Consider the following 19,158-nt stretch of genomic DNA (forward strand, 5'->3'; position numbering starts at 1 on the left):
GGCGGCAGGTCATCGGTCCGTCAGGACGTCCACCGGCCAGGCGGCCGAGTGGGGGCCGAACCTGTTCTCGGAGGCGAGGGCGACCAGGCGGGCGTTGCGCGCCTCCGCCTCGGGACCGTCCGGCAGGTGGTAGTCCTGGCCCGCGCGCGCGGAACTGGCCTGGACGGTCGTGGCGGCCGGGACGCGCCGGCGGACGTACCGGTCGAGCGCTTCGGGTACCTCGGCCGGTGCCGTGTCGGTCAGGCAGTCGCCGAGCACGGCCGCGTCCATGATGGCCTGGGCCGCGCCCTGGGCCTGGAACGGCACCATCGCGTGGGCGCTGTCGCCGAGCAGGGTGATCCGGCCGACGTTCCAGCGGGTGAGCGGGGCGCGGGTGTGGATGCCGTAGCGGAACACCTGGCCCGCGCGTTCGAGAACCGTCAGCAGCCGGGCGTCCCAGCCGGCGAACACGCGCAGTTGCTCACCCGGCTCCGCCCGCGCGGTCCATGACTCCTGCGCGGTCCGGTCCGTCACGAACACGGCGACGAAGTTGAGGAGTTCACCACGGCGCAACCAGTAGTGGACGATGTGGCGACCCGGCCCGAGCCAGCCGGCGTATTCCGGAAGGTCGAGGTCGGCCACCTCGGCGGCGGGGAGCAGGGCCCGGTAGGCGGCGGTGTGCGAGAACACCGCCTCGTCCGCGCCGAAGAGCCACTGCCGGGTGGCGGACCGTATCCCGTCGGCGGCCACGACCAGGTCGGCGTCGAGGTGGTCACCGCTCGCCGTGGTCACGTGTGCCGACTTGTCGTCCTGGTCGATCCCCACCACGGTGGTGTCCAGCCGCAGCGACTCGGACGGCACCGCGGCGGCCAGGGCCTGCTGGAGATCGGCACGGTGGACCTGGAGGTACGGTGCCCCGAACTCCTCCTCGGCCTCGCGGCCGATCACGTAACGGCAGATCTCGGAGCCGTCGGACCAGGTGCGGAAGCTCACGTGGGCCGGGCGGGTGGACTGTTCCGCGACGGTGTCGAGGAGGTCCAGCCGGCGCAGGACGCGGGTCGCGTTGGGGGCGAGCTGGATCCCGGCGCCGATCTCGGTGAGCCGTCGTGACTGCTCCAGGAGCGTCACCTCGTGGCCGGCCCGGCGCAGACTCAGCGTCGCGGCGAGTCCTCCGATGCCCGCGCCCACGACGATCGCTCTCATGGCATGACCTCACTTCGAGGGAGACTCGACGGTGGGCCCGGGCAGGCTATCGGAGAGAACTGCGCTGCCGTACAAGGAGTTTCGGCCTACGTGACGCGGCGACGCCGGTCCGTCTCAGGCGGCCTCGACGACGGCACCGCGGATCGCGGCCGCCCACTCGACGACCAACAGCTCGTACTCCGCGCGCTCCTGGGACGAGAGTGTGCCGCCGGCGCGCATCCAGAGCGCCCGGATCTGCTCGTTCACCTCGGCAGCAGACCGCACGGAACCAGAGGTCACGGTATCGGGGGACATGCGCACAAGCGTAGGCCCAAGAACTGACGGTCCGCTACCGGACGGCTACGCACAACGTATGTGATTGGTCACGGGTTTCGGGGTGGACGCCCTGTGATGGTGTGCGGCGATCAGTCGATCCATACGACGACGCACTGCCCTCGGCGTGCGGCCCCGCGATAGAACTCCCGCAGCGCGTCGAAGTGTTGCACCAGGTGAGCGCGTACGTCGCCGTCGAATCCGCGAGACCGTCGTACACCTCGTCGTGGTCGAGGAACCCGACGTCGCCGCCCGGGTCCCCGGAGGTGGCGCGGTCGAGCAGGGTCACTGCCGCGGGTCGGCTCCCGACCCGCGGCAGTGACGGAGGAGCCCCCCATATCACCCGGCCCGTGTCCAGACAGTTCCCGGCCGGTGGGTCCCAGTTCGGGGACGCGTCCGGCGAGCGCAGGGCGGAGGCGCGGCAGCGGACCAGGTGTTCCGGGTCGACCCGCGCGAGTTGCCGGGTGAGGGCCACGCGCGCGTCAGCCCGCGGACTCCGCCGCGTGGGGGCTCAGTACGCCCATGCCGACCAGGGCGATGATGACGATGCCGAGGGCGATGCGGTACCAGACGAAGGGCATGAAGCTCTTGGTCGAGATGTACTTCATGAACCATGCGATCACGGCGTATCCGGTCACGAAGGCGATCACCGTGGCGAAGATGGTGGGGCCCCAGGAGACGTGGTCGCTCTCCATCGCGTCCTTCAACTCGAAGAGCCCGGACGCGAGTACGGCCGGGATGGCGAGGAGGAAGGAGTAACGGGCCGCGGACTCACGCCGGTAGCCCATGAAGAGACCGCCGCTGATCGTCGCGCCGGAGCGGGAGACGCCGGGGATCAGGGCCATGGACTGGCAGAGGCCGTAGATCAGCCCGTCCTTGACGCCGAGGTCCTCGAGTTCCTTGCGCTGCTTGGGCGCGCGGTGTTTGCCGCCGGTCTCGTCGCGTGCCGCCAGACGGTCGGCGACGCCGATGACGATGCCGACGACGATCAGCATGGTGGCGGTGATGCGCAGATCGCGGAAGGGCCCCTCGATCTGGTCCTTGAACAACAGGCCCAGTACGCCGATCGGGATGGAGCCGACGATCACCAGCCAGCCCATCTGGGCGTCGTGGTCACGGCGCAGTTCCTTGTCGACCAGGGAACGGCTCCACGTCGAGATGATCCGCCCGATGTCCTTGCGGAAGTAGATCAGTACGGCGGCCTCGGTGCCGATCTGGGTGATGGCGGTGAAGGCCGCCCCCGGGTCCTTCCAGCCTGAGAAGGCCGCGGTCAGGCGCAGGTGTGCGCTGGAGGAGACGGGAAGGAACTCGGTCAGCCCCTGGACGAGTCCGAGGATGAGTGATTCAAACCAAGACATGAAGTTACGGCGTCCAAATGCTGGTCGTGTGAGGGGCGTCGGGCGTGCCACATCACCGGGCGCGGTGATCGGGGTGCGAGGGCAGCCTAGCGTTCCCGGGGTGTCACGCCGCCGTCGGGCCCGTCAGCGTCCAGCCGGCTGTCTGTGGATGGGACGTCATGTCCTCGTGGCGGACCGTGCCGCCGCAGGCGGAACAGGCGACGACGGGCACCATTTCATGACCGCAGCTGTGCTCCAGGATCATGGGCCGGTCGACACCCTCGCGCACGTGCCGGTCGCCCCACGCCATGAGCGTCAGCAGCACCGGTTCCAGTTCGAGGCCCGCCTGGGTGGGCCGGTACTCGAAGCGCTGCGGCCGCTCGCTGTAGACCCGCTTGGTCAGGATCCCGGCGTCGACGAGGCGGCGCAGCCGGGTGGCCAGGATGTCGCGCGGGGCGCCGATGTTGCGTACGAGCTGGTCGAAGCGGCCGTTGCCAAGGCAGACCTCCCGCAGGACGAGCAGGGAGTACTTCTCGCCGACGAGGGCCAGAGTGTCGGCGATCGAGCAGGGGCGAGGGTCCTTGGTGGCGGCCATATGCCCAGTGTAGGTGAGGGTTTGTTTTTCCTACTCGCAGGGCTATCGTGAGTTTGAATTTCCTACTCACCAGTAGCCGTGGAGGCCCGCACCATGCGAGACGCAGTCATCGTCGAAGCCGTACGCACACCCATCGGCAAGGGCAGGCCGAACGGCGCCCTCGCGCACGTCCACCCCGTCGAACTCCTCGCCCACACCCTGCGCACCCTCGTCGAGCGCTCAGGCGTCGACCCGGCGCTCATCGACGACGTCATCGGCGGCACCGTCGACCAGGTCGGCGAGCAGGCCATGAACACCACCCGGTACGCGGCCCTGTCCGCCGGCTTCCCCGAGACGGTCCCGGCGACCACCGTGGACCGCCAGTGCGGGTCCTCCCAGCAGGCCGTGCACTTCGCCGCGCAGGGTGTCATCGCCGGCGCGTACGACATCGTCGTGGCCTGCGGGGTCGAGTCGATGAGCCGGGTCCCGATGTGGTCGAACGTCCCCGAGGGCAAGGACCCCTTCGGCCCCGGGATCGCCGAACGCTACAAGGAGGGCCTGGTCCCTCAGGGCATCAGCGCCGAACTCATCGCCGCCAAGTGGTCGATCACACGCGAGCGGATGGACGCCTTCGCCGTCTCCTCCCACCAGAAGGCCGCCACGGCATGGGAGAAGGGCCTGTTCGACGCCGAGGTCGCGCCCCTGGACGGCGTCTCGCGCGACGAGAGCGTGCGCCCGGGCAGCACCCCCGAGATCCTCGGCGGCCTCAAGCCCGCCTACTACGACACGAACTTCGCCGAGCGCTTCCCGCAGATCGGATGGAACGTCACCGCGGGCAACGCCAGCCCGGTCAACGACGGGGCCTCAGCCGTCCTCATCATGTCGGGCGAGACCGCCGAACGCCTGGGCCTGCGCCCCCTGGCACGGCTCCACAGCTTCGCCGTCACCGGCTCCGACCCGATCCTGATGCTCACGGGCGTCATTCCGGCCACGGAGAAGGTCCTGCGGCGGGCGCAGTTGACCCTCGACGACATCGACCTGTTCGAGGTCAACGAGGCCTTCTCCAGCGTGGTCCTGGCCTGGCAGCAGGAGACCGGCGCCGACCTCGCCAAGGTCAACGTCCACGGTGGCGCGATAGCGCTGGGCCACCCCCTGGGTGCGAGCGGCACCCGGCTGACCACGACGCTGGTCCACGCGATGCGGGAACGAGGCGCGCGTTACGCCCTCCAGACGATGTGCGAGGCGGGCGGGCTGGCCAACGCGATGATCCTGGAAAGGGTCTAGTCCAGCGCCTTCTCGGGGCGGCGCAGATGGTGCCGCTTGCGCCAGGCCACCACGGCTCCCGCCAGCCCCGGCAGGGCGATCGCGGCCATGGCGATCAGGAAGGCGGGCGAGGTCGGCGCGGAAGCCCGCGCCCCGGCGACCACGTACGCGGCGGTGTTCGGAATCGACCCGAGCGCCGTCGCGACGAGGAACGGCACGACCTTCATGCGGGACACGGCCGCGCAGTAGTTGGCCGCCCAGAACGGCACCCCGGGAAACAGCCGGGCCGCCAGCATCGACCGGAACCCGTGCCGGCTCAGCTGTCCGTCCGCCGCCTTCAGCCACCGTCCCCGCAGCAGCGGCCGCAGCGCGTCCTGCCCGAGCGCCCGGCCCAGGCCGAAGGCGATCCCGGCGCCGAGCACCGTGCCGGCGAGCGCCGAGGCGAGCCCCAGCTGGGAGCCGAAGAGCGCGCCCGCCGCGAGATTGAGCAGCGGCCGCGGGACGAACGCCACCGTGCACAGGCCGTACGCGACCCCGAAGACGACCGCGGCCGCGACCCCGCCGAGCTGGGGCGGCCAGCCGTCCGAGAGCAGTCTCTGCGGCTCGAAGAGCAGAACAGTGGACGCGGCGCCCGCGAGCAGCGCGACGAGCAGGGAGAGCCGGGACCACGGCGACAGCAGCACTCTCGTCCAGCGGGTGGTGAGACCCACCGGAGCGGGGACGGGGAGAGCGAGCTGCGTGGCGATGGCCGGGGGAGTGGCCGTGGCGGTGCCCCCAGAGCGGGTGGTGGCATCGAGCATCCAGTGACGGTAACCGACACGGATGTGTGATCGCCGTATGGATGCCGTCCGTTGTGCGGACCGGCGGCCGCGGGTGGCCGCAGAAAACCGTTCGACGTGGGACGACGCATCGGACATGATCTGCGTCATGTTCCGGTACGCCTTCGCTCTCGCAGCATCCGCAGTCGCGGATGCGCCGAAGGCTGCCGTTCCCTTTTTCCCGGCCGCCGCAGACGGCGCCCGAAGCTGACCCTTCCCGGATTGTCCGGCGGACCCCGCAGGGGGAGGGTCGGAAAGTCCTCGGGGTCCCCGTTCTTCCACGAACACGAAGACGCTTCGAGGTACAGCCATGTCGAAAACCGCATACGTGCGCACCAAGCCGCATCTGAACATCGGCACCATGGGGCACGTCGACCACGGCAAGACCACCCTGACCGCCGCCATCACCAAGGTCCTGGCCGAGCGCGGCAGCGGCACGTTCGTGCCGTTCGACCGCATCGACCGCGCCCCGGAGGAGGCCGCGCGCGGGATCACCATCAACATCGCGCACGTCGAGTACGAGACCGACACCCGGCACTACGCGCACGTGGACATGCCGGGCCACGCCGACTACGTCAAGAACATGGTCACCGGAGCCGCGCAGCTCGACGGGGCGATCCTCGTCGTCTCCGCGCTCGACGGGATCATGCCGCAGACCGCGGAGCACGTGCTCCTCGCCCGGCAGGTGGGCGTTGACCACGTCGTGGTCGCCCTCAACAAGGCGGACGCGGCCGACGAGGAGCTGGTCGAGCTCGTCGAACTGGAGGTCCGTGAGCTGCTCACCGCCCACGGCTACGGCGGCGATGCCGTGCCCGTCGTACGGGTCTCCGGACTGAAGGCCCTGGAGGGGGACCCGCGGTGGACGGCGTCGATCGAGGCGCTGCTCGACGCGGTGGACACCTACGTCCCGATGCCGGAGCGGTACGTGGACGCGCCCTTCCTGATGCCCGTCGAGAACGTGCTGACCATCACCGGCCGGGGGACCGTGGTGACCGGTGCGATCGAGCGGGGCACCGTGAAGGTGGGCGACCGGGTCGAAGTGCTCGGGGCCGCCGTGGAGACGGTGGTGACCGGGGTCGAGACCTTCGGCAAGCCGATGGAGGAGGCACAGGCCGGGGACAACGTGGCGTTGCTGCTGCGGGGTGTCCCGCGGGATGCCGTACGGCGTGGGCATGTCGTGGCCGCGCCGGGCAGTGTGGTGCCGAGCCGTCGGTTCACCGCGCAGGTGTATGTGCTGTCGGCGCGGGAGGGCGGGCGTACGACGCCCGTCTCGACCGGGTACCGGCCGCAGTTCTACATCCGCACGGCGGATGTGGTGGGCGATGTCGACCTCGGTGAGGTCGCTGTCGCGCGGCCCGGGGAGCGGGTGGTCATGACCGTGGAGTTGGGTCGGGACGTGCCGCTCGAGGCCGGGCTCGGGTTCGCCATCCGTGAGGGTGGGCGGACTGTCGGAGCGGGAACCGTGACAGCCGTCTCGTAGGGGTGGCTGGTGTGCGTGGGGGGCTGCGGGCCGGTTGGTGGCTGGTCGCGCAGTTCCCCGCGCCCCTGAGGGCGCTCTCGCCCAGGCACAATGACAAGGTGACCGATGCCCTTCCCATCGCCCGTGCCGTTGATCATGGGTTCGCCAAGTTGATGCCCGATGTCGATCGGGAGCGGGCTTGGTTGTTGACCGTGGACGGGGCTCCGCAGTCGTACGTCGATCTTGATGAGCCCTTGCATCTGGAGTTCGAGTACGCGCGCAGGCTCGGGCATGTGCTGGACGTCGTGGGGGAGGCGGGGAAGGCGCTGGACGTCGTCCATCTCGGTGGGGGTGCCCTGACGTTGCCGAGGTATCTGGCAGCTTCACGGCCGGGGTCGCGGCAGGACGTCGTGGAGGCCGACCGGGCGCTGCTGGAGCTGGTCGTCGAGCAGCTGCCGTTGCCGGACGGGGCCGGGATCGTGCTGCACGCCGCCGACGCGCGGGCCTGGCTGGAAAAGGTCCCGGCGGGCTCTGCCGACGTGCTCGTCGCCGATGTGTTCGGGGGCTCGCGTGTTCCGGCGCATCTGACGTCCGTGGAGTACGCCCGCGAGGCCGCGCGTGTGCTCCGCGGCGACGGGGTCTATCTCGCGAACCTCGCCGACTCCGCGCCCTTCGCCTTCCTCCGTTCCCAACTCGCCAATTTCGCCGAGGTGTTCGAGGAGCTCGTCCTGATCGCCGAGCCCGGTGTGCTGCGCGGGCGGCGGTTCGGGAACGCGGTGCTCGTCGCCGCCCACCTGCCCCTCGACACGGCGGGCCTGACACGGCGTGCCGCGTCCGACGCCTTCCCCGCGCGAGTGGAACACGGGGGCGGACTGAGGGAGTTCATCGGCGGGGCGCGACCTGTGCGGGACGAGGACGCCATCCCGTCACCCGAGCCCCCCGACGGGGCGTTCGGCATCGGCTGAGTCGTTCGCCGCGCCCTGGGTGACCTGCTTGGTGTCGCGGCGCAGATCGCGGACGTCCGGTACGCACAGGACGGTCGCCGTGACCACGGCGATCAGGCCCGAGCAGCCCCACAGTGCCGCGGAGCGTCCGAAAGCCGACTCCGCGGGGCCCGCCAGAGCCGCCGCGAGCGGCATCAGGGCGACCGAGCCGAACCAGTCGTAGGCCGAGACGCGGGAGAGTTTGTCCTCGGGTATCTCCTGGTGCAGGGCGGTCATCCAGGAGACCCCGAACACCTCGACGGTCGCGCCGGCCACGAACATCGCCGTGCACAGGAGGGGCACCGACACCGGTACGGCGAGTGCGGCGGACGGCAGGGCCATCGGGAACACGCACAGGATGCCAACGAACAGCAGCCGGTGCGGCTTCCAGCGGGTCATGAGGAGGGCGCCGACGACCGTGCCCGCGCCGAAGAAGCCGAGGGCCACACCCCAGGGGCCCGCCCCGCCCAGACTGTCGCGGGCGACGAGCGGGCCGTACACCGCGTCGGCGGCGCCCAGGACCGCGTTGGCCACGGAGAACTGGACGACGATGCCCCACAGCCACGGCCGCCCGGCGACCTCCCGCCAGCCCTCGCGCAGGTCGGCGAGTATGCCGGCGCCCGGTTCGCGCGCCGGGATGTGGCTGACGTCGAGGAAGGCGCGGAGCGAACCGGCGAGCGCGAACGCCACGGCGTCCGCTGCGAGCACCCAGCCCGGGCCGACCGCGGCGACCATCGCACCGCCGAGCGCGGCACCGCCCAGCGCCGCGCCCTGCATCGCCATCCGGAACACCGCGAAGGCCCGGCCGGCCTGTTCGCCGCGCACCGACGACAGCAGCATGCCCTCGGCCGCCGGGCTGAAGAACGCGTGGCCGGTGCCGCCGAGCGCGGTCAGCAGCATCATCTGCCACAGCCGGGGTTCGCCGGTCAGGACCAGGAGCGCGAACGCGCCCTGGGACAGGCAGTTGAGGGTGTTGGCCGCGACCATCACGCGGTGCCGGGGCAGCCGGTCCGCCACCGCGCCGCCGATCAGCAGGAACACCACCAGTGGGAGCGTGCGCGCGGCGGCCACCAGGCCCACGTCGCCGCTGTCGCCGCCCTCCTCCAGAACTGCGAACGCGGCGGCGATCAGGGCGCCGTTGCTGCCGAGGTTCGTCACGAACGCGGCCGCGGTCAGCAGGCTGTAGTTGCGGTTCGCCCAGGCGGGGCCAGGGGCGCGGCGGGAGGAGTCGACGGAGGGGGCCACCGGCCGACTATCGCCGCCGGACGCCTGCCCTGCCAAACCTTTTACCCCGTGGCGCGGGAGGGGCGCCCGTGCGCATGTACTCGGGGTCGGGTCCCAGGTGGCGGTGACGAGACGGTGGTCACCTGCGCCGAGCCTGGTCAGCGCGTTCTACTCGTGGGTAACATCGCGTTCATGAGCGCAGAACAGATGTCGATCGGCGAGATGCTCGCCGCCACCGTGCCCATGGCCCGGACCCTGAACCTCGAGTTCCTGGAGACGAGCCCGGAGCAGGCCGTGGTCGCCCTGCCCGACCAGGGTGAGTTCCACAACCACGTGGGCGGACCGCACGCCGGGGCGATGTTCACGCTCGGCGAGTCGGCCAGTGGGGCGATCGTCCTGGCCGCGTTCGGCGACCAGCTCTCGCGCGCGGTACCGCTCGCGGTCAAGGCGGAGATCGCCTACCGCAAGCTCGCGATGGGCCCGGTGACCGCCACGGCGACCCTGGGCCGTCCGGCCGCCGAGGTCGTCGCCCAGTTGGACGCCGGGGAGCGCCCCGAATTCCCGGTCACCGTCGAGATCCGCCGTGCGGACGGGGCGGTCACCGGCGAGATGACCGTGGTGTGGACCCTGCGGCCGAACGGCTGAGCCTGATGTGGGTGTGGCTCAGTGGTTGAGTGGTTGAGTGGCTGAGACGACGTGTGGCTGAGTGGCTGAGCCGGTTCGCGTGTGTGGCTCAGTGGTTGAGTGGCTGAGCCAACCGCGGTCTGGATACCGCCGCCGGCTGCCCGGCTGCCCGGCAACCCTTCGGGGCGGATGCCCGGGCGGTACGGATTCCCGTCCGGGCGCCCGCGTTCTCGTCGCGCGGGACATTCCTCCCCACCAGCCGGTGCCCGGGGCTCAGGCCGCCGGCCGGTCCCGACCGGAACCCTCGCGGCCGTCCAGCCCCGCCACGAACTCCTTCAGCCAGCCGATGAACTCGGGGCCCAGGTCGTCGCGGTCGCAGGCCAGGCGGACCACTGTGCGGAGGTAGTCCGCCTTGTCACCGGTGTCGTAGCGGAGGCCGTCGAAGACGACACCGTGGACCGTGCCGCCGGCCGCGAGGTCCTGAAGGGCGTCGGTGAGCTGGATCTCGCCGCCGCGGCCCGGCGGGGTGCGGTCCAGCACGTCGAAGACCGCGGGGTCGAGGACGTAACGGCCGATGACCGCGTAGGCGCTGGGGGCGGCCTCGGGGGAGGGCTTCTCCACCAGGCCGGTGACGCGCACCACGCCCTTGTCCTCGGTCGGCTCCACCGCCGCGCAGCCGTAGAGGTGGATCTGCTCGCGCGGTACCTCCATGAGGGCGACCAGGCTGCCGGCGTACCGGTCACGGACGTCGAGCATCGTGCTGAGCAGGGACTCGCGCGGGTCGATCAGGTCGTCGCCGAGGAGGACGGCGAAGGGCTGGTCGCCGACGTGGCGACGGGCGCAGAGCACGGCGTGGCCGAGGCCGAGGGGCTCGCCCTGGCGGATGTGGTGGATGTTGGCCAGCCGGGCCGGGTCGCGCACGGCGTCCAGGCGTACCGCGTCGCCCTTGGCCGCGAGCGTCTGCTCCAGCTCGAAAGCGTGGTCGAAGTGGTCCTCGATGGCCCGCTTGTGGCGGCCGGTGACCATCAGTACGTCGTCGAGTCCGGCCGCGGCGGCCTCCTCCACGACGTACTGGATGGCCGGCTTGTCGACGACCGGCAGCATCTCCTTCGGCGTCGCCTTGGTCGCCGGCAGGAACCGGGTGCCGAGCCCGGCGGCCGGGACGACCGCCTTGCGGACCGCGCGGACCGCGCGGACCGTGCGGACGGGGGCGGGAGTGTCTGTGGCGTGGGGGACGATCATGTGGATCATGCTGCGTCACCCGGATGAGAGCGCACCGGGAGACGCCTGGGAGCTTCCTGTGGTCGGGCCGGACGGGCCGGGCGGGCCGGAATTTGAAGATTTCGTGTGCCAAGCATCCGGCGGATGTGCACAAGCTGACGCGCACATCCCGCTTATTTCGAATACGGGTGCGGCTACCCGCGGTAACTTATTTGAAGCGACCTCTTTTTGAACATAGGTCACTCGAACTTCTTGTTTGCTGTGCAGCAATTGTGCGAAGGTGAGCGCCCCCGATAGCCGAGTCGGAACTGACGCGGCATAGGTATGCACCAATCAGGCACCTGCTTTCCGAGGACGCGCATTCTCCGTGCCGTCCTGCGGCCTGGAAGGAATTGGTCCAGTGCAATCCGCTTACCCTCCACGACCCCCGTACCCCCCACGGCCCGGAGCGAGCCCGGGGGAGTCCGACCGCAATCTCCTGGCCAGGCTCGGGGAGAACAGCGTGGACGGCCATGCCGTCGCCCTGTTGATGGCGCGGCACTGGCGGCCGACGTACGAATACGCGGTCATCTGCCTCGCTTCTTGGTCGGGTTCGGCGTCGATGGCGGCTGCCGCGGCTTTCCATCGGGTGCTCGGGCAGGCGGGTGACGGCGCCTTGCGCCCGCAACTTCTCACGGCGGTAAGGGAGTTCGTCAAGGAGTGGGCCGCCGATGACGGTGTATCGACCGTACTGCCGGAACTCCGCAAGACGATCGGTGGCCGTGGTCTGCGCGCGGCGAGATCGGTCACCCCCGAAAGACGACTGCTTGCCGAGCGGGCATTCCGGGCCCTTCCGGGGGCTTCTCAATGCTTGCTGTGGCATGCCGAGGTCGAAGCCGAGAACATTTCGGTACCGGCCGGTCTGCTGGGCGTGGACACCGCACGTGCGAGCGCCGCGCTGGATCAGGCCCGTGAGCAATTCCGCACCGGATGCGTACGCGCCCACCGGGAACTCGCGCCGACCAGCGAATGCCGTTTCTACAACCGTCTCCTGGATGTCCCGATTCGCCGGGGCGGAGATCTGTTGCCCGATGTGCGGAAACATCTGACGGAATGCCGGTACTGCCGCCACGCGGCCGAACAGCTCAGCCATTTCGAGGGCGGTCTGGAGGTGCTGCTCGCCGAGACGGTGCTCGGCTGGGGCGCCCACCGCTATCTGGACTCACGGCCCGCGCGTGCCGAGGGCCGGCCGATGGCGGACCCCGACGGCGCGGCCCACCCCCGCCCCCGCCCCGGCGGCCGGCACCGACCGGCACCGGCCGGCCTTCCGGCCCAGCCCCGCAAGCAGGCCCGGGCCGTCCTGGTGGGCGCCGGACTGACCTCCCTCGCCCTGCTCGCCACCGTGCTCGTCGCCAAGGGCTGGACCGACGACGGGGGTGTGCCCGGCACCGGCCCCACCTGGGGCGCGGTCAGCAACAACACCGTCCGGCCGAGCCCGTCGGAGGTGTCCCAGGACGCCGGGTCACCGTCCGCCGCCTCCGTGGGCGACCCCGTCCAGGTCGGCCAGGGCAGACTTCGCAACGCCGACGTCGGCCTGTGTCTCGACACCCGCGACGGCCGGATCGCGGACGGCGCCCAGGCCGTCCTGGCCAGATGCTCCTCCGCAGGGTCCCAGCAGTGGTCGTACCAGGACGACGGACTGCTGCGCAGCACCGCGGATCCCGGTCTCTGCCTCGAATCGGACGCCGAGAAGAGGACGGTGTCGGTCGCCGACTGTCTCGCACACGCGGACGGGGTCCGCTACGACCTCACCGTGCGCGGCGAACTCCTGTTGCGCCGGGGCAAGGGGCTGCTGGTGGCACCGGGCAAGGGGGAGAGCGTCGCCGTCACGGAGCGGAACGGCTCGGAGGAACAGCGGTGGTACCTGGAGTCCGCCGACCGGAGCGCGCCGACGGGCCGGGACACAGAGTCGCCCGGGACACGGGACCCGGAGACCGGCAGCCCTTCCGGGGGGCCGGGCGGGGCGCCGCTCGCACCCCACCTCGCCCCGGCCTCGCCTCCCGCTGCCGGCGGCTCCGGCCAGGGGCCCGAGCGGAACCCCGGCCGACCGTCGGACCAGCAGGGGACACCGCCCGGGCAGTACGGGACACGGGCCGCCCAGGTCGACCACGACGACACCGGTCCGAGCGCGCCGGTCGAGGAGGCCGGGTCGGTGGTGAGCGCGGTCGCGGACACCGTGACCTCGCTGGCGGCGCCCGTCACCGCGCCCCTTCGGACCGTACTGCCGTAGACGAGGTGTGAGCCGCTGTCCCCAACGTCGGTTCGCGTGACCCGGTAGGCTGCCACGGCGTGCGCCGGTACTCGGCGCACGCCGGGAACGCGACTCAGGAGGAACGGCGTTGCACGTCCAGGAATGGCTCGACACCGTGCCCCCGGTCGCCGTCTACGCCCTGGTGGGCCTGGTCATCGGCCTGGAGAGCCTGGGCATCCCGCTGCCCGGCGAGATCATCCTGGTGTCGGCGGCGCTGCTGTCCTCGCAGCACGCGGGGATCAACCCCTGGGTGCTCGGTGCGTGCGCCAGCGTCGGAGCGGTGGTCGGTGACTCCATCGGCTATGCGATCGGCCGCAAGGGCGGGCGGCCGTTGCTCACCTGGCTCGGCAACAAGTTCCCCAGACACTTCAGTGAGGGCCACGTCGCCACGGCGGAGCGGTCCTTCGAGAAGTGGGGGATGTGGGCAGTGTTCTTCGGCCGCTTCGTCGCTCTGCTGCGGATCTTCGCGGGACCGCTCGCCGGTGTGCTGCGGATGCCGTACTGGAAGTTCCTGATCGCCAACGTGCTGGGCGGGATCATCTGGGCGGGCGGCACCACCGCGGTCATCTACTACGTGGGCATCGTCGCCGAGTCGTGGCTGAAGCGGTTCTCGTGGCTCGGGCTGGTGCTCGCCGTACTGATCGGGCTCACCTCGATGCTCGTGCTCAAGCGCAAGGCGGCGAAGGCGACGGCCCAGCTGCAGGCGGCCGAACCGGAGACCGTCCCGGCCGCCGACTGACCCTCACCGCGTCCCGTGCACCTCGTCGTGGGCCTTCGCCAGGTCCGCGTAGAGGGTGCCGTTCAGGGTGACTCCCTGACGCTCCTCCTCCGTCAGTTCCCGCCGTACCTTCGCCGGAACGCCCGCCACCAGTGAACCGGGCGGCACCCGCATGCCCTGCGGCACCAGTGCCTGCGCCGCCACCAGGGAACCCGCCCCGATCACCGCGCCGTTCAGCACCGTCGCGCCCATGCCGATCAGGCAGTCGTCCTCGACCGTCGCGCCGTGCACGACCGCGTTGTGGCCGACGGAGACCCGCTCGCCGATCGTCACTGGGAAGCCGGGGTCGGCGTGCAGGGTGCAGTTGTCCTGGACGTTGCTCCGGGCACCGACTGAGATGCGTTCTACATCGCCCCGGGCCACCGCGCCGTACCAGAGGCTCGCCCCCGCATGCAGGGTCACGTCTCCGATCACCGACGCCGTCGGTGCCACGAAGGCCGTCTCGTCGATCTTCGGTTCTCTGCCACCGATGCCCGTGATCAAGGCCCTGTGCGCCATTTCGCCTCCCACTCGCGGATATCCCGAACCGTACGCCACCCGGTGGGGCGAAGATCACAAGCCCTCGGACTCATACGGACGGCGCGCGCTCAGTACGGTGTGCTCGTGCCGAAGAGCAAGAACACGTTCTCATCCTGGCGGGGCCGTCTCGTCCAGCGTGCCGTCCACGCGGGCTGGGCCTGGGTGCAGCGCACGGGCTCCGTGACCGCCGAGCGCCCGGGGCGCTTCCGCTTCGGCGCGCTGGGTGCGCACAGCCGCCTGGCCTTTCCGCTCGGCACGGTGTTCGGAGAGCCGTGGATCCATGTCGGGTCCCACTGCATCGTCGGCGAACAGGTCACGTTGACGGCGGGTCTGATGCCCGACCTGGACCTCGGTCCTGAGCCGATCCTGCGCATCGGCGACGGGGTCGTGCTCGGGCGCGGCAGTCACGTCATCGCCGACACCACGGTCACCATCGGCAGCGACTGCTACTTCGGACCGTACGTCTACGTGACCTCCACGAATCACTCCTACGACGATCCCCACGAGCCCATCGGCAAGCAGTGGCCGCGGATGGAGCCGGTGGAGATCGGCCCGGGGTGCTGGATCGGTACCGGGGCGGTGATCCTGCCCGGCGCGCGGATCGGGCGGAACGTCGTCGTGGCCGCCGGGGCCGTCGTGCGGGGTGCGGTGCCCGACCACGCCGTGGTGGCGGGGGCGCCCGCCAGGGTCGTACGGCGATGGACCGCCGAGGAGGGCTGGCAGCCGCCGCTGCGGACACCGGCGCCGGTGCCGATACCTGCGGGGGCCACGGCGGAGCAGTTGAGCGCGCTGGCGGGGTTGGACGAGGAGGCCGCGGCGAGGTTGGCTGAGCTGGACTGAGGGTGCCTCAGGGGGTGCCGGGTCGGGTTGTCTTGCGGCTGCGGGCCGGTGGGGGCTTGTCGCCCGCGCGGCGGAGCCGCACATCGATACAGCCTCGCGCCCCTGAAGGGGTGGGTGCAGTGTCAGCCTGTTGCCAGGAGCAGTGTGCCGAGCAGGGCCAAACCCGCGCCTGTTGCCTGGAGGGTTCGTAGGCGTTCGTTGAGGAAGCCTCGGGCGGCCAGGGCTGTGACGATCGGGTAGAGGGAGGCCAGGACCGCGGCCACCGTCACCGGGCCGAGTCGGGCTGCCATCGAGTACGTGCCGTTCGCCGCCACGTCCGCCAGGCCGACGAAGGCCAGTGCGGGGAGGGCTCGCCAGGGGAAGCCGGTCAACGGGAGGGCGGGGGCGCCGCGTTTCACCGACACGTACAGGGCCGCTCCGCCCACCGCCACGTTGACCAGACGCTGCACGAACAGAGCCAGGAACAGGCCGGTGACAGTCGTGGACGCCTCCGCGATCAGGGCGAACACCGTACCGAAGCCGAGGGCCGCGACCAGGGTGAGGACGATCGCCCGACGTTGTACGGGAGCGCCCCGCAGCTGTGGGCCGCCTGCCAGGACCACTCCGGTGACGGCCACCGCGATGCCCGCGGCCTGTACCGGTCCGGGGCGTTCGCCGAGGAAGAGTCCCACGCCGACCGGGACCGCCACACTCAGTGTGCCCAGCGGGGACACGACCCCCATCGGGCCGAGCGCGAGTGCCTTGTAGAAGCAGATCAGGGCGACAGGCCCGGCCAGCCCGGCGCCGACCGCGAACCACAGGCGGGGCCCGGCTTCGCTCCAGCCGCTGCTCGCCGTCACGATCACGCCGAGCACCGCCGCCGCGATCGTCTGCGAGACGACCACCACCGTCAGCGCCGGAAGTCGTCGGGCCAGTACTCCGCCGCCGAAGTCGGCCAGGCCCCACAGGAGGCTGGTGGCCAGGGCGAAGAACGCTGTCACTGTCCGCCTCGCAGTACAGTTCGGTGAACGATCGGGTGCACCCCACCGTAGTTCATTCAGGTGGACCGTGTCATACAGAATATTGGACGTGAAGTGGCGGACCTCGACCTGCTGACCCAGTCCCTGGCGCGCAACGTCAAACGCTGGCGGACCGAGCGGGGCTTCACCCTGGACGCGCTCGCCGCCCGTGCCGGGGTCAGTCGCGGCATGCTGATCCAGATCGAGCAGGCCCGGACCAACCCGAGCCTGGGCACGGTCGTGAAGATCGGCGACGCCCTCGGGATCAGCATCACCACGCTGCTCGACTACGAGCAGGGCCCCAAGGTCCGGATCGTCCCGCCGGAGCAGGTGGTGCGGCTGTGGAGCACGGACGCGGGAAGCTGGAGCCGGCTGCTCGCGGGCGCGGAGGCCCCCGGCCCGCTGGAGATGTGGGAGTCGCTGATGATGCCGGGCGAGAGCAGCCGCTCGGATCCGCACCCGGCCGGCACGGTCGAGATCCTGCATGTCACGGAGGGCGAACTCACCCTGACAGTCGACGGGATCGAGCACCGGGTCCCCGCGGGGTCGAGCGTCACCTTCGAGGCGGGCGCCGAACACGAGTACGCCAACCGGGGTGACACTCCCGCCCGGTGGATGCTGGCCGTCTCGGTACCAGGCGTGTCCTGAGCGGCTGTTAGCGTGCCGCCATGGACGCGCCCATCGGACACTTCGACCGTGCCACCCCCGCTCCCGACGCCCTCGACGAGCTGACCGGCCCGGTCGCCGACGCCGTACGCCACTGGGCCGGCAGCGTCCCCGCCGAGCAGATCGTGTACGTCGACACCGACCCGGAGTGGGCCGACACCGCGGTCTTCGTCGAGCACTACGGCCGGGAGCTGCTGGAGCGGTCGGCGAACTGTGTCGTCGTCGCCGGCAAGCGGGGTGGCGAGAGCACCCTTGCCGCGTGCCTGGTGCTCTCCACCACCCGGGTCGACGTCAACGGCGTCGTCCGCCGCCGACTCGGCGCCCGCAAGGCCTCGTTCGCCCCGATGGACACAGCGACGGCGGAGACCGGCATGGAGTACGGCGGCATCACCCCGATCGGACTGCCCGACGGCTGGCCGGTGCTGGTCGACCCGGCCGTGGTCGACCTGCCGTACGTCCTGGTCGGCAGCGGACGTCGGCGGGGCAAACTGCTGGTGCCCGGGAAGGCCTTCGCGGAGCTGCCGGGCGCGGTGGTGCTGGAGGGGCTCGGCGTCGCCTGAGCTCAGGCCGGAGCGTGGTGGGCGAGGGCGTGATGCGGATCCGCCTCGCCCGGCACCGGCGCCGGATCGGCGTGCACGAGCGCCGCGGTGAGACGCGGTACCGCGTGCAGCAGAGCGTGCTCGGCCGCCACGGCGACCGCGTGCGACCGGCGTACCGTCATCTCCCCGTCCACCACGACCGCCACCTCCGCGCGCAGCCGGTGCCCGATCCAGCGCAGCCTCAACTCGCCGACCCCGCGCACCCCTTCGACGTCCAGCAGCGCACGCTCCGCCTGGTCCACGAGGTTCGGGTCGACGGCGTCGAGCACCCGCCGGAACACCTCGCGCGCCGCGTCCCGAAGTACCAGTGCGATCGCGGCGGTGATCGCCAACCCCACGATCGGGTCGGCGAGTTGCCAGCCGAGGGCCGCGCCGCCGGCACCGAGCAGCACGGCCAGTGAGGTGAACCCGTCGGTGCGGGCGTGCAGTCCGTCCGCCACCAGCGCCGCCGAGCCGATGTCCCGGCCCACGCGGATGCGGTAGCGGGCGACCCACTCGTTCCCGGCGAAGCCCACCAGGGCGGCCACGGCGACCGCGGGGAGATGCGCCACGGGACGCGGATCGAGCAGCCGGTCGATCGCCACCCATCCCGCGAAGGCCGCGCTCGCGGCGATCGTCAGCACGATCACGATGCCCGCGAGATCCTCGGCGCGGCCGTAGCCGTACGTGAACCGACGGGTGGCCGCGCGCCGGCCCAGCACGAAGGCGATGCCGAGCGGTACGGCGGTCAGTGCGTCCGCCGTGTTGTGCACCGTGTCGCCGAGCAGTGCGACGGACCCGGACACCGCCACGACGACCCCCTGCGCGAGGGCCGTCGCCCCGAGCACCGCCAGCGAGACCCACAGGGCGCGCATGCCGCGGGCGGAGGACTCCAGGGCGGAGTCCAGTTTGTCGGCGCTCTCGTGGGAGTGCGGGGTGAGGAGGTGGGTGAGGCGACGGCGGAAGCCGTGGCGCCGGTGTTCATGCGCGTGCTCGTGCGCATGCGGATGGTCGTGTCCGTGCTCGTGCGTGTGGTGATGCCCGTGGTCGTGGTCGCTCACGTGGTGCCCCTTCCGGTGCGCGCGGGAGTGGACGTGCCGCGCCCACGGAGCCATTATGTGCGTATGAGCGCACGCATGCACCTATCACCTGCGAACGATGCGCACCCGCGCAGCCCCGGCGAGGAACAGCTCGCCCTCGCCGCCGAGATCCTGGCCCTGCTCGGCGACCGCACCCGCCTCACCCTGCTGCACGCCCTGGCCGGGTCGGAGGCCGACGTCACGACCCTCACGGAGACCTGCGGAGCGGCCCGTCCCGCGGTCAGCCAGCACCTGGCGCGGCTGCGGCTGGCCGGACTGGTGAGCACACGGAAGGAGGGGCGCCGGGTGATCTACGCGCTGCGCGACGGTCACCTGCGCAGACTCGTCGACGAAGCCCTCAACGTGGCGGACCACCGGCTCAGCGACCGGCCGGTGCACGACTGAGGCAACCG

Annotated in this window: 20 protein-coding genes; 10 read left to right on the forward strand and 10 right to left on the reverse strand. The window is 71.2% G+C overall.

Going from position 1 to position 19,158, the window contains the following annotated elements:
* Positions 1–9: 9 nt before the first annotated feature.
* From ACFYRX_RS25470 to ACFYRX_RS25485, 4 genes are all read right to left on the reverse strand, one after another.
* Complete coding sequence (locus tag ACFYRX_RS25470; protein WP_389103894.1) at positions 10–1,182, reverse strand: FAD-dependent monooxygenase; 1,173 nt, start codon at positions 1,180–1,182, stop codon at positions 10–12.
* A gap of 114 nt (positions 1,183–1,296) precedes the next feature.
* Complete coding sequence (locus ACFYRX_RS25475; RefSeq protein WP_389103897.1) at positions 1,297–1,476, reverse strand: hypothetical protein; 180 nt, start codon at positions 1,474–1,476, stop codon at positions 1,297–1,299.
* A gap of 500 nt (positions 1,477–1,976) precedes the next feature.
* Complete coding sequence (locus ACFYRX_RS25480) at positions 1,977–2,852, reverse strand: undecaprenyl-diphosphate phosphatase (RefSeq protein WP_389103900.1); 876 nt, start codon at positions 2,850–2,852, stop codon at positions 1,977–1,979.
* A gap of 103 nt (positions 2,853–2,955) precedes the next feature.
* Positions 2,956–3,426: a winged helix-turn-helix transcriptional regulator gene (locus ACFYRX_RS25485; RefSeq protein WP_389103903.1), complete on the reverse strand. Its 471-nt coding sequence runs from the start codon at positions 3,424–3,426 to the stop codon at positions 2,956–2,958.
* Positions 3,427–3,519: 93 nt separating this feature from the next.
* On the opposite strand from ACFYRX_RS25485, the gene ACFYRX_RS25490 reads away from it, so the two are divergent.
* A complete protein-coding gene (locus ACFYRX_RS25490; protein ID WP_389103906.1) occupies positions 3,520–4,689 on the forward strand; it encodes a thiolase family protein in 1,170 nt (389 codons plus the stop codon).
* Here the strand turns inward: ACFYRX_RS25490 and ACFYRX_RS25495 are convergent.
* Entirely contained in the window at positions 4,686–5,468 is a 783-nt protein-coding gene (locus tag ACFYRX_RS25495; RefSeq protein ID WP_389103909.1) for a TVP38/TMEM64 family protein, read from the reverse strand. The genes ACFYRX_RS25490 and ACFYRX_RS25495 overlap by 4 nt on opposite strands.
* Positions 5,469–5,796: 328 nt before the next feature.
* Here ACFYRX_RS25495 and tuf point away from each other — a divergent pair, with 328 nt between their 5' ends.
* A complete protein-coding gene (tuf, locus tag ACFYRX_RS25500) occupies positions 5,797–6,966 on the forward strand; it encodes an elongation factor Tu (protein WP_389103911.1) in 1,170 nt (389 codons plus the stop codon).
* 152 nt (positions 6,967–7,118) lie between these two features.
* Positions 7,119–7,910, forward strand: a complete 792-nt coding sequence (locus ACFYRX_RS25505) for a spermidine synthase (RefSeq protein WP_389104637.1) — start codon at positions 7,119–7,121, stop codon at positions 7,908–7,910.
* Here ACFYRX_RS25505 and ACFYRX_RS25510 read toward each other — a convergent pair.
* A complete protein-coding gene (locus ACFYRX_RS25510) occupies positions 7,872–9,173 on the reverse strand; it encodes an MFS transporter (protein WP_389103914.1) in 1,302 nt (433 codons plus the stop codon). The genes ACFYRX_RS25505 and ACFYRX_RS25510 overlap by 39 nt on opposite strands.
* 186 nt (positions 9,174–9,359) lie before the next feature.
* Between ACFYRX_RS25510 and ACFYRX_RS25515 the strand changes: the two genes are divergently transcribed.
* Positions 9,360–9,797 carry a DUF4442 domain-containing protein gene (locus tag ACFYRX_RS25515; protein WP_389104640.1) on the forward strand — a complete coding sequence of 146 codons (438 nt, stop codon included), beginning with the start codon at positions 9,360–9,362 and terminating at the stop codon, positions 9,795–9,797.
* Positions 9,798–10,049: 252 nt separating this feature from the next.
* Here ACFYRX_RS25515 and galU read toward each other — a convergent pair whose 3' ends face one another.
* Positions 10,050–11,018, reverse strand: coding sequence for a UTP--glucose-1-phosphate uridylyltransferase GalU (gene galU / locus ACFYRX_RS25520; RefSeq protein ID WP_389103917.1), 969 nt, complete (start codon positions 11,016–11,018; stop codon positions 10,050–10,052).
* 481 nt (positions 11,019–11,499) lie between these two features.
* Here galU and ACFYRX_RS25525 point away from each other — a divergent pair, with 481 nt between their 5' ends.
* Both ACFYRX_RS25525 and ACFYRX_RS25530 read left to right on the forward strand, forming a co-directional pair.
* Positions 11,500–13,266 (forward strand): RICIN domain-containing protein, encoded by a 1,767-nt coding sequence (locus ACFYRX_RS25525; protein ID WP_389103920.1) that lies wholly within the window; start codon positions 11,500–11,502, stop codon positions 13,264–13,266.
* A 109-nt stretch (positions 13,267–13,375) separates the two neighbouring features.
* Complete coding sequence (locus ACFYRX_RS25530; protein WP_389103923.1) at positions 13,376–14,026, forward strand: DedA family protein; 651 nt, start codon at positions 13,376–13,378, stop codon at positions 14,024–14,026.
* Between the two features lie 3 nt (positions 14,027–14,029).
* Here ACFYRX_RS25530 and ACFYRX_RS25535 read toward each other — a convergent pair whose 3' ends face one another.
* A complete protein-coding gene (locus tag ACFYRX_RS25535; protein WP_389103926.1) occupies positions 14,030–14,563 on the reverse strand; it encodes a gamma carbonic anhydrase family protein in 534 nt (177 codons plus the stop codon).
* A 105-nt stretch (positions 14,564–14,668) separates the two neighbouring features.
* Between ACFYRX_RS25535 and ACFYRX_RS25540 the strand changes: the two genes are divergently transcribed.
* The gene (locus ACFYRX_RS25540) at positions 14,669–15,424 is read left to right on the forward strand and encodes an acyltransferase (RefSeq protein ID WP_389103929.1); all 756 of its coding nucleotides are present in this window, start codon (positions 14,669–14,671) and stop codon (positions 15,422–15,424) included.
* A gap of 122 nt (positions 15,425–15,546) precedes the next feature.
* On the opposite strand, the gene ACFYRX_RS25545 is transcribed toward ACFYRX_RS25540, so the two are convergent.
* Entirely contained in the window at positions 15,547–16,404 is an 858-nt protein-coding gene (locus tag ACFYRX_RS25545; RefSeq protein WP_389103932.1) for an EamA family transporter, read from the reverse strand.
* A gap of 93 nt (positions 16,405–16,497) precedes the next feature.
* On the opposite strand from ACFYRX_RS25545, the gene ACFYRX_RS25550 reads away from it, so the two are divergent.
* Both ACFYRX_RS25550 and ACFYRX_RS25555 read left to right on the forward strand, forming a co-directional pair.
* Positions 16,498–17,070 (forward strand): helix-turn-helix domain-containing protein, encoded by a 573-nt coding sequence (locus ACFYRX_RS25550; protein WP_389103935.1) that lies wholly within the window; start codon positions 16,498–16,500, stop codon positions 17,068–17,070.
* Positions 17,071–17,090: 20 nt separating this feature from the next.
* A complete protein-coding gene (locus ACFYRX_RS25555; protein ID WP_389103938.1) occupies positions 17,091–17,648 on the forward strand; it encodes a YbaK/EbsC family protein in 558 nt (185 codons plus the stop codon).
* Positions 17,649–17,650: 2 nt separating this feature from the next.
* Here ACFYRX_RS25555 and ACFYRX_RS25560 read toward each other — a convergent pair whose 3' ends face one another.
* Positions 17,651–18,781 (reverse strand): cation diffusion facilitator family transporter, encoded by a 1,131-nt coding sequence (locus tag ACFYRX_RS25560; RefSeq protein ID WP_389103940.1) that lies wholly within the window; start codon positions 18,779–18,781, stop codon positions 17,651–17,653.
* 9 nt (positions 18,782–18,790) lie between these two features.
* Between ACFYRX_RS25560 and ACFYRX_RS25565 the strand changes: the two genes are divergently transcribed.
* Complete coding sequence (locus tag ACFYRX_RS25565) at positions 18,791–19,150, forward strand: ArsR/SmtB family transcription factor (RefSeq protein ID WP_389103942.1); 360 nt, start codon at positions 18,791–18,793, stop codon at positions 19,148–19,150.
* Positions 19,151–19,158: the final 8 nt, after the last annotated feature.

This window comes from Streptomyces sp. NPDC005374 (assembly GCF_042872225.1).
GTDB lineage: Bacteria > Actinomycetota > Actinomycetes > Streptomycetales > Streptomycetaceae > Streptomyces.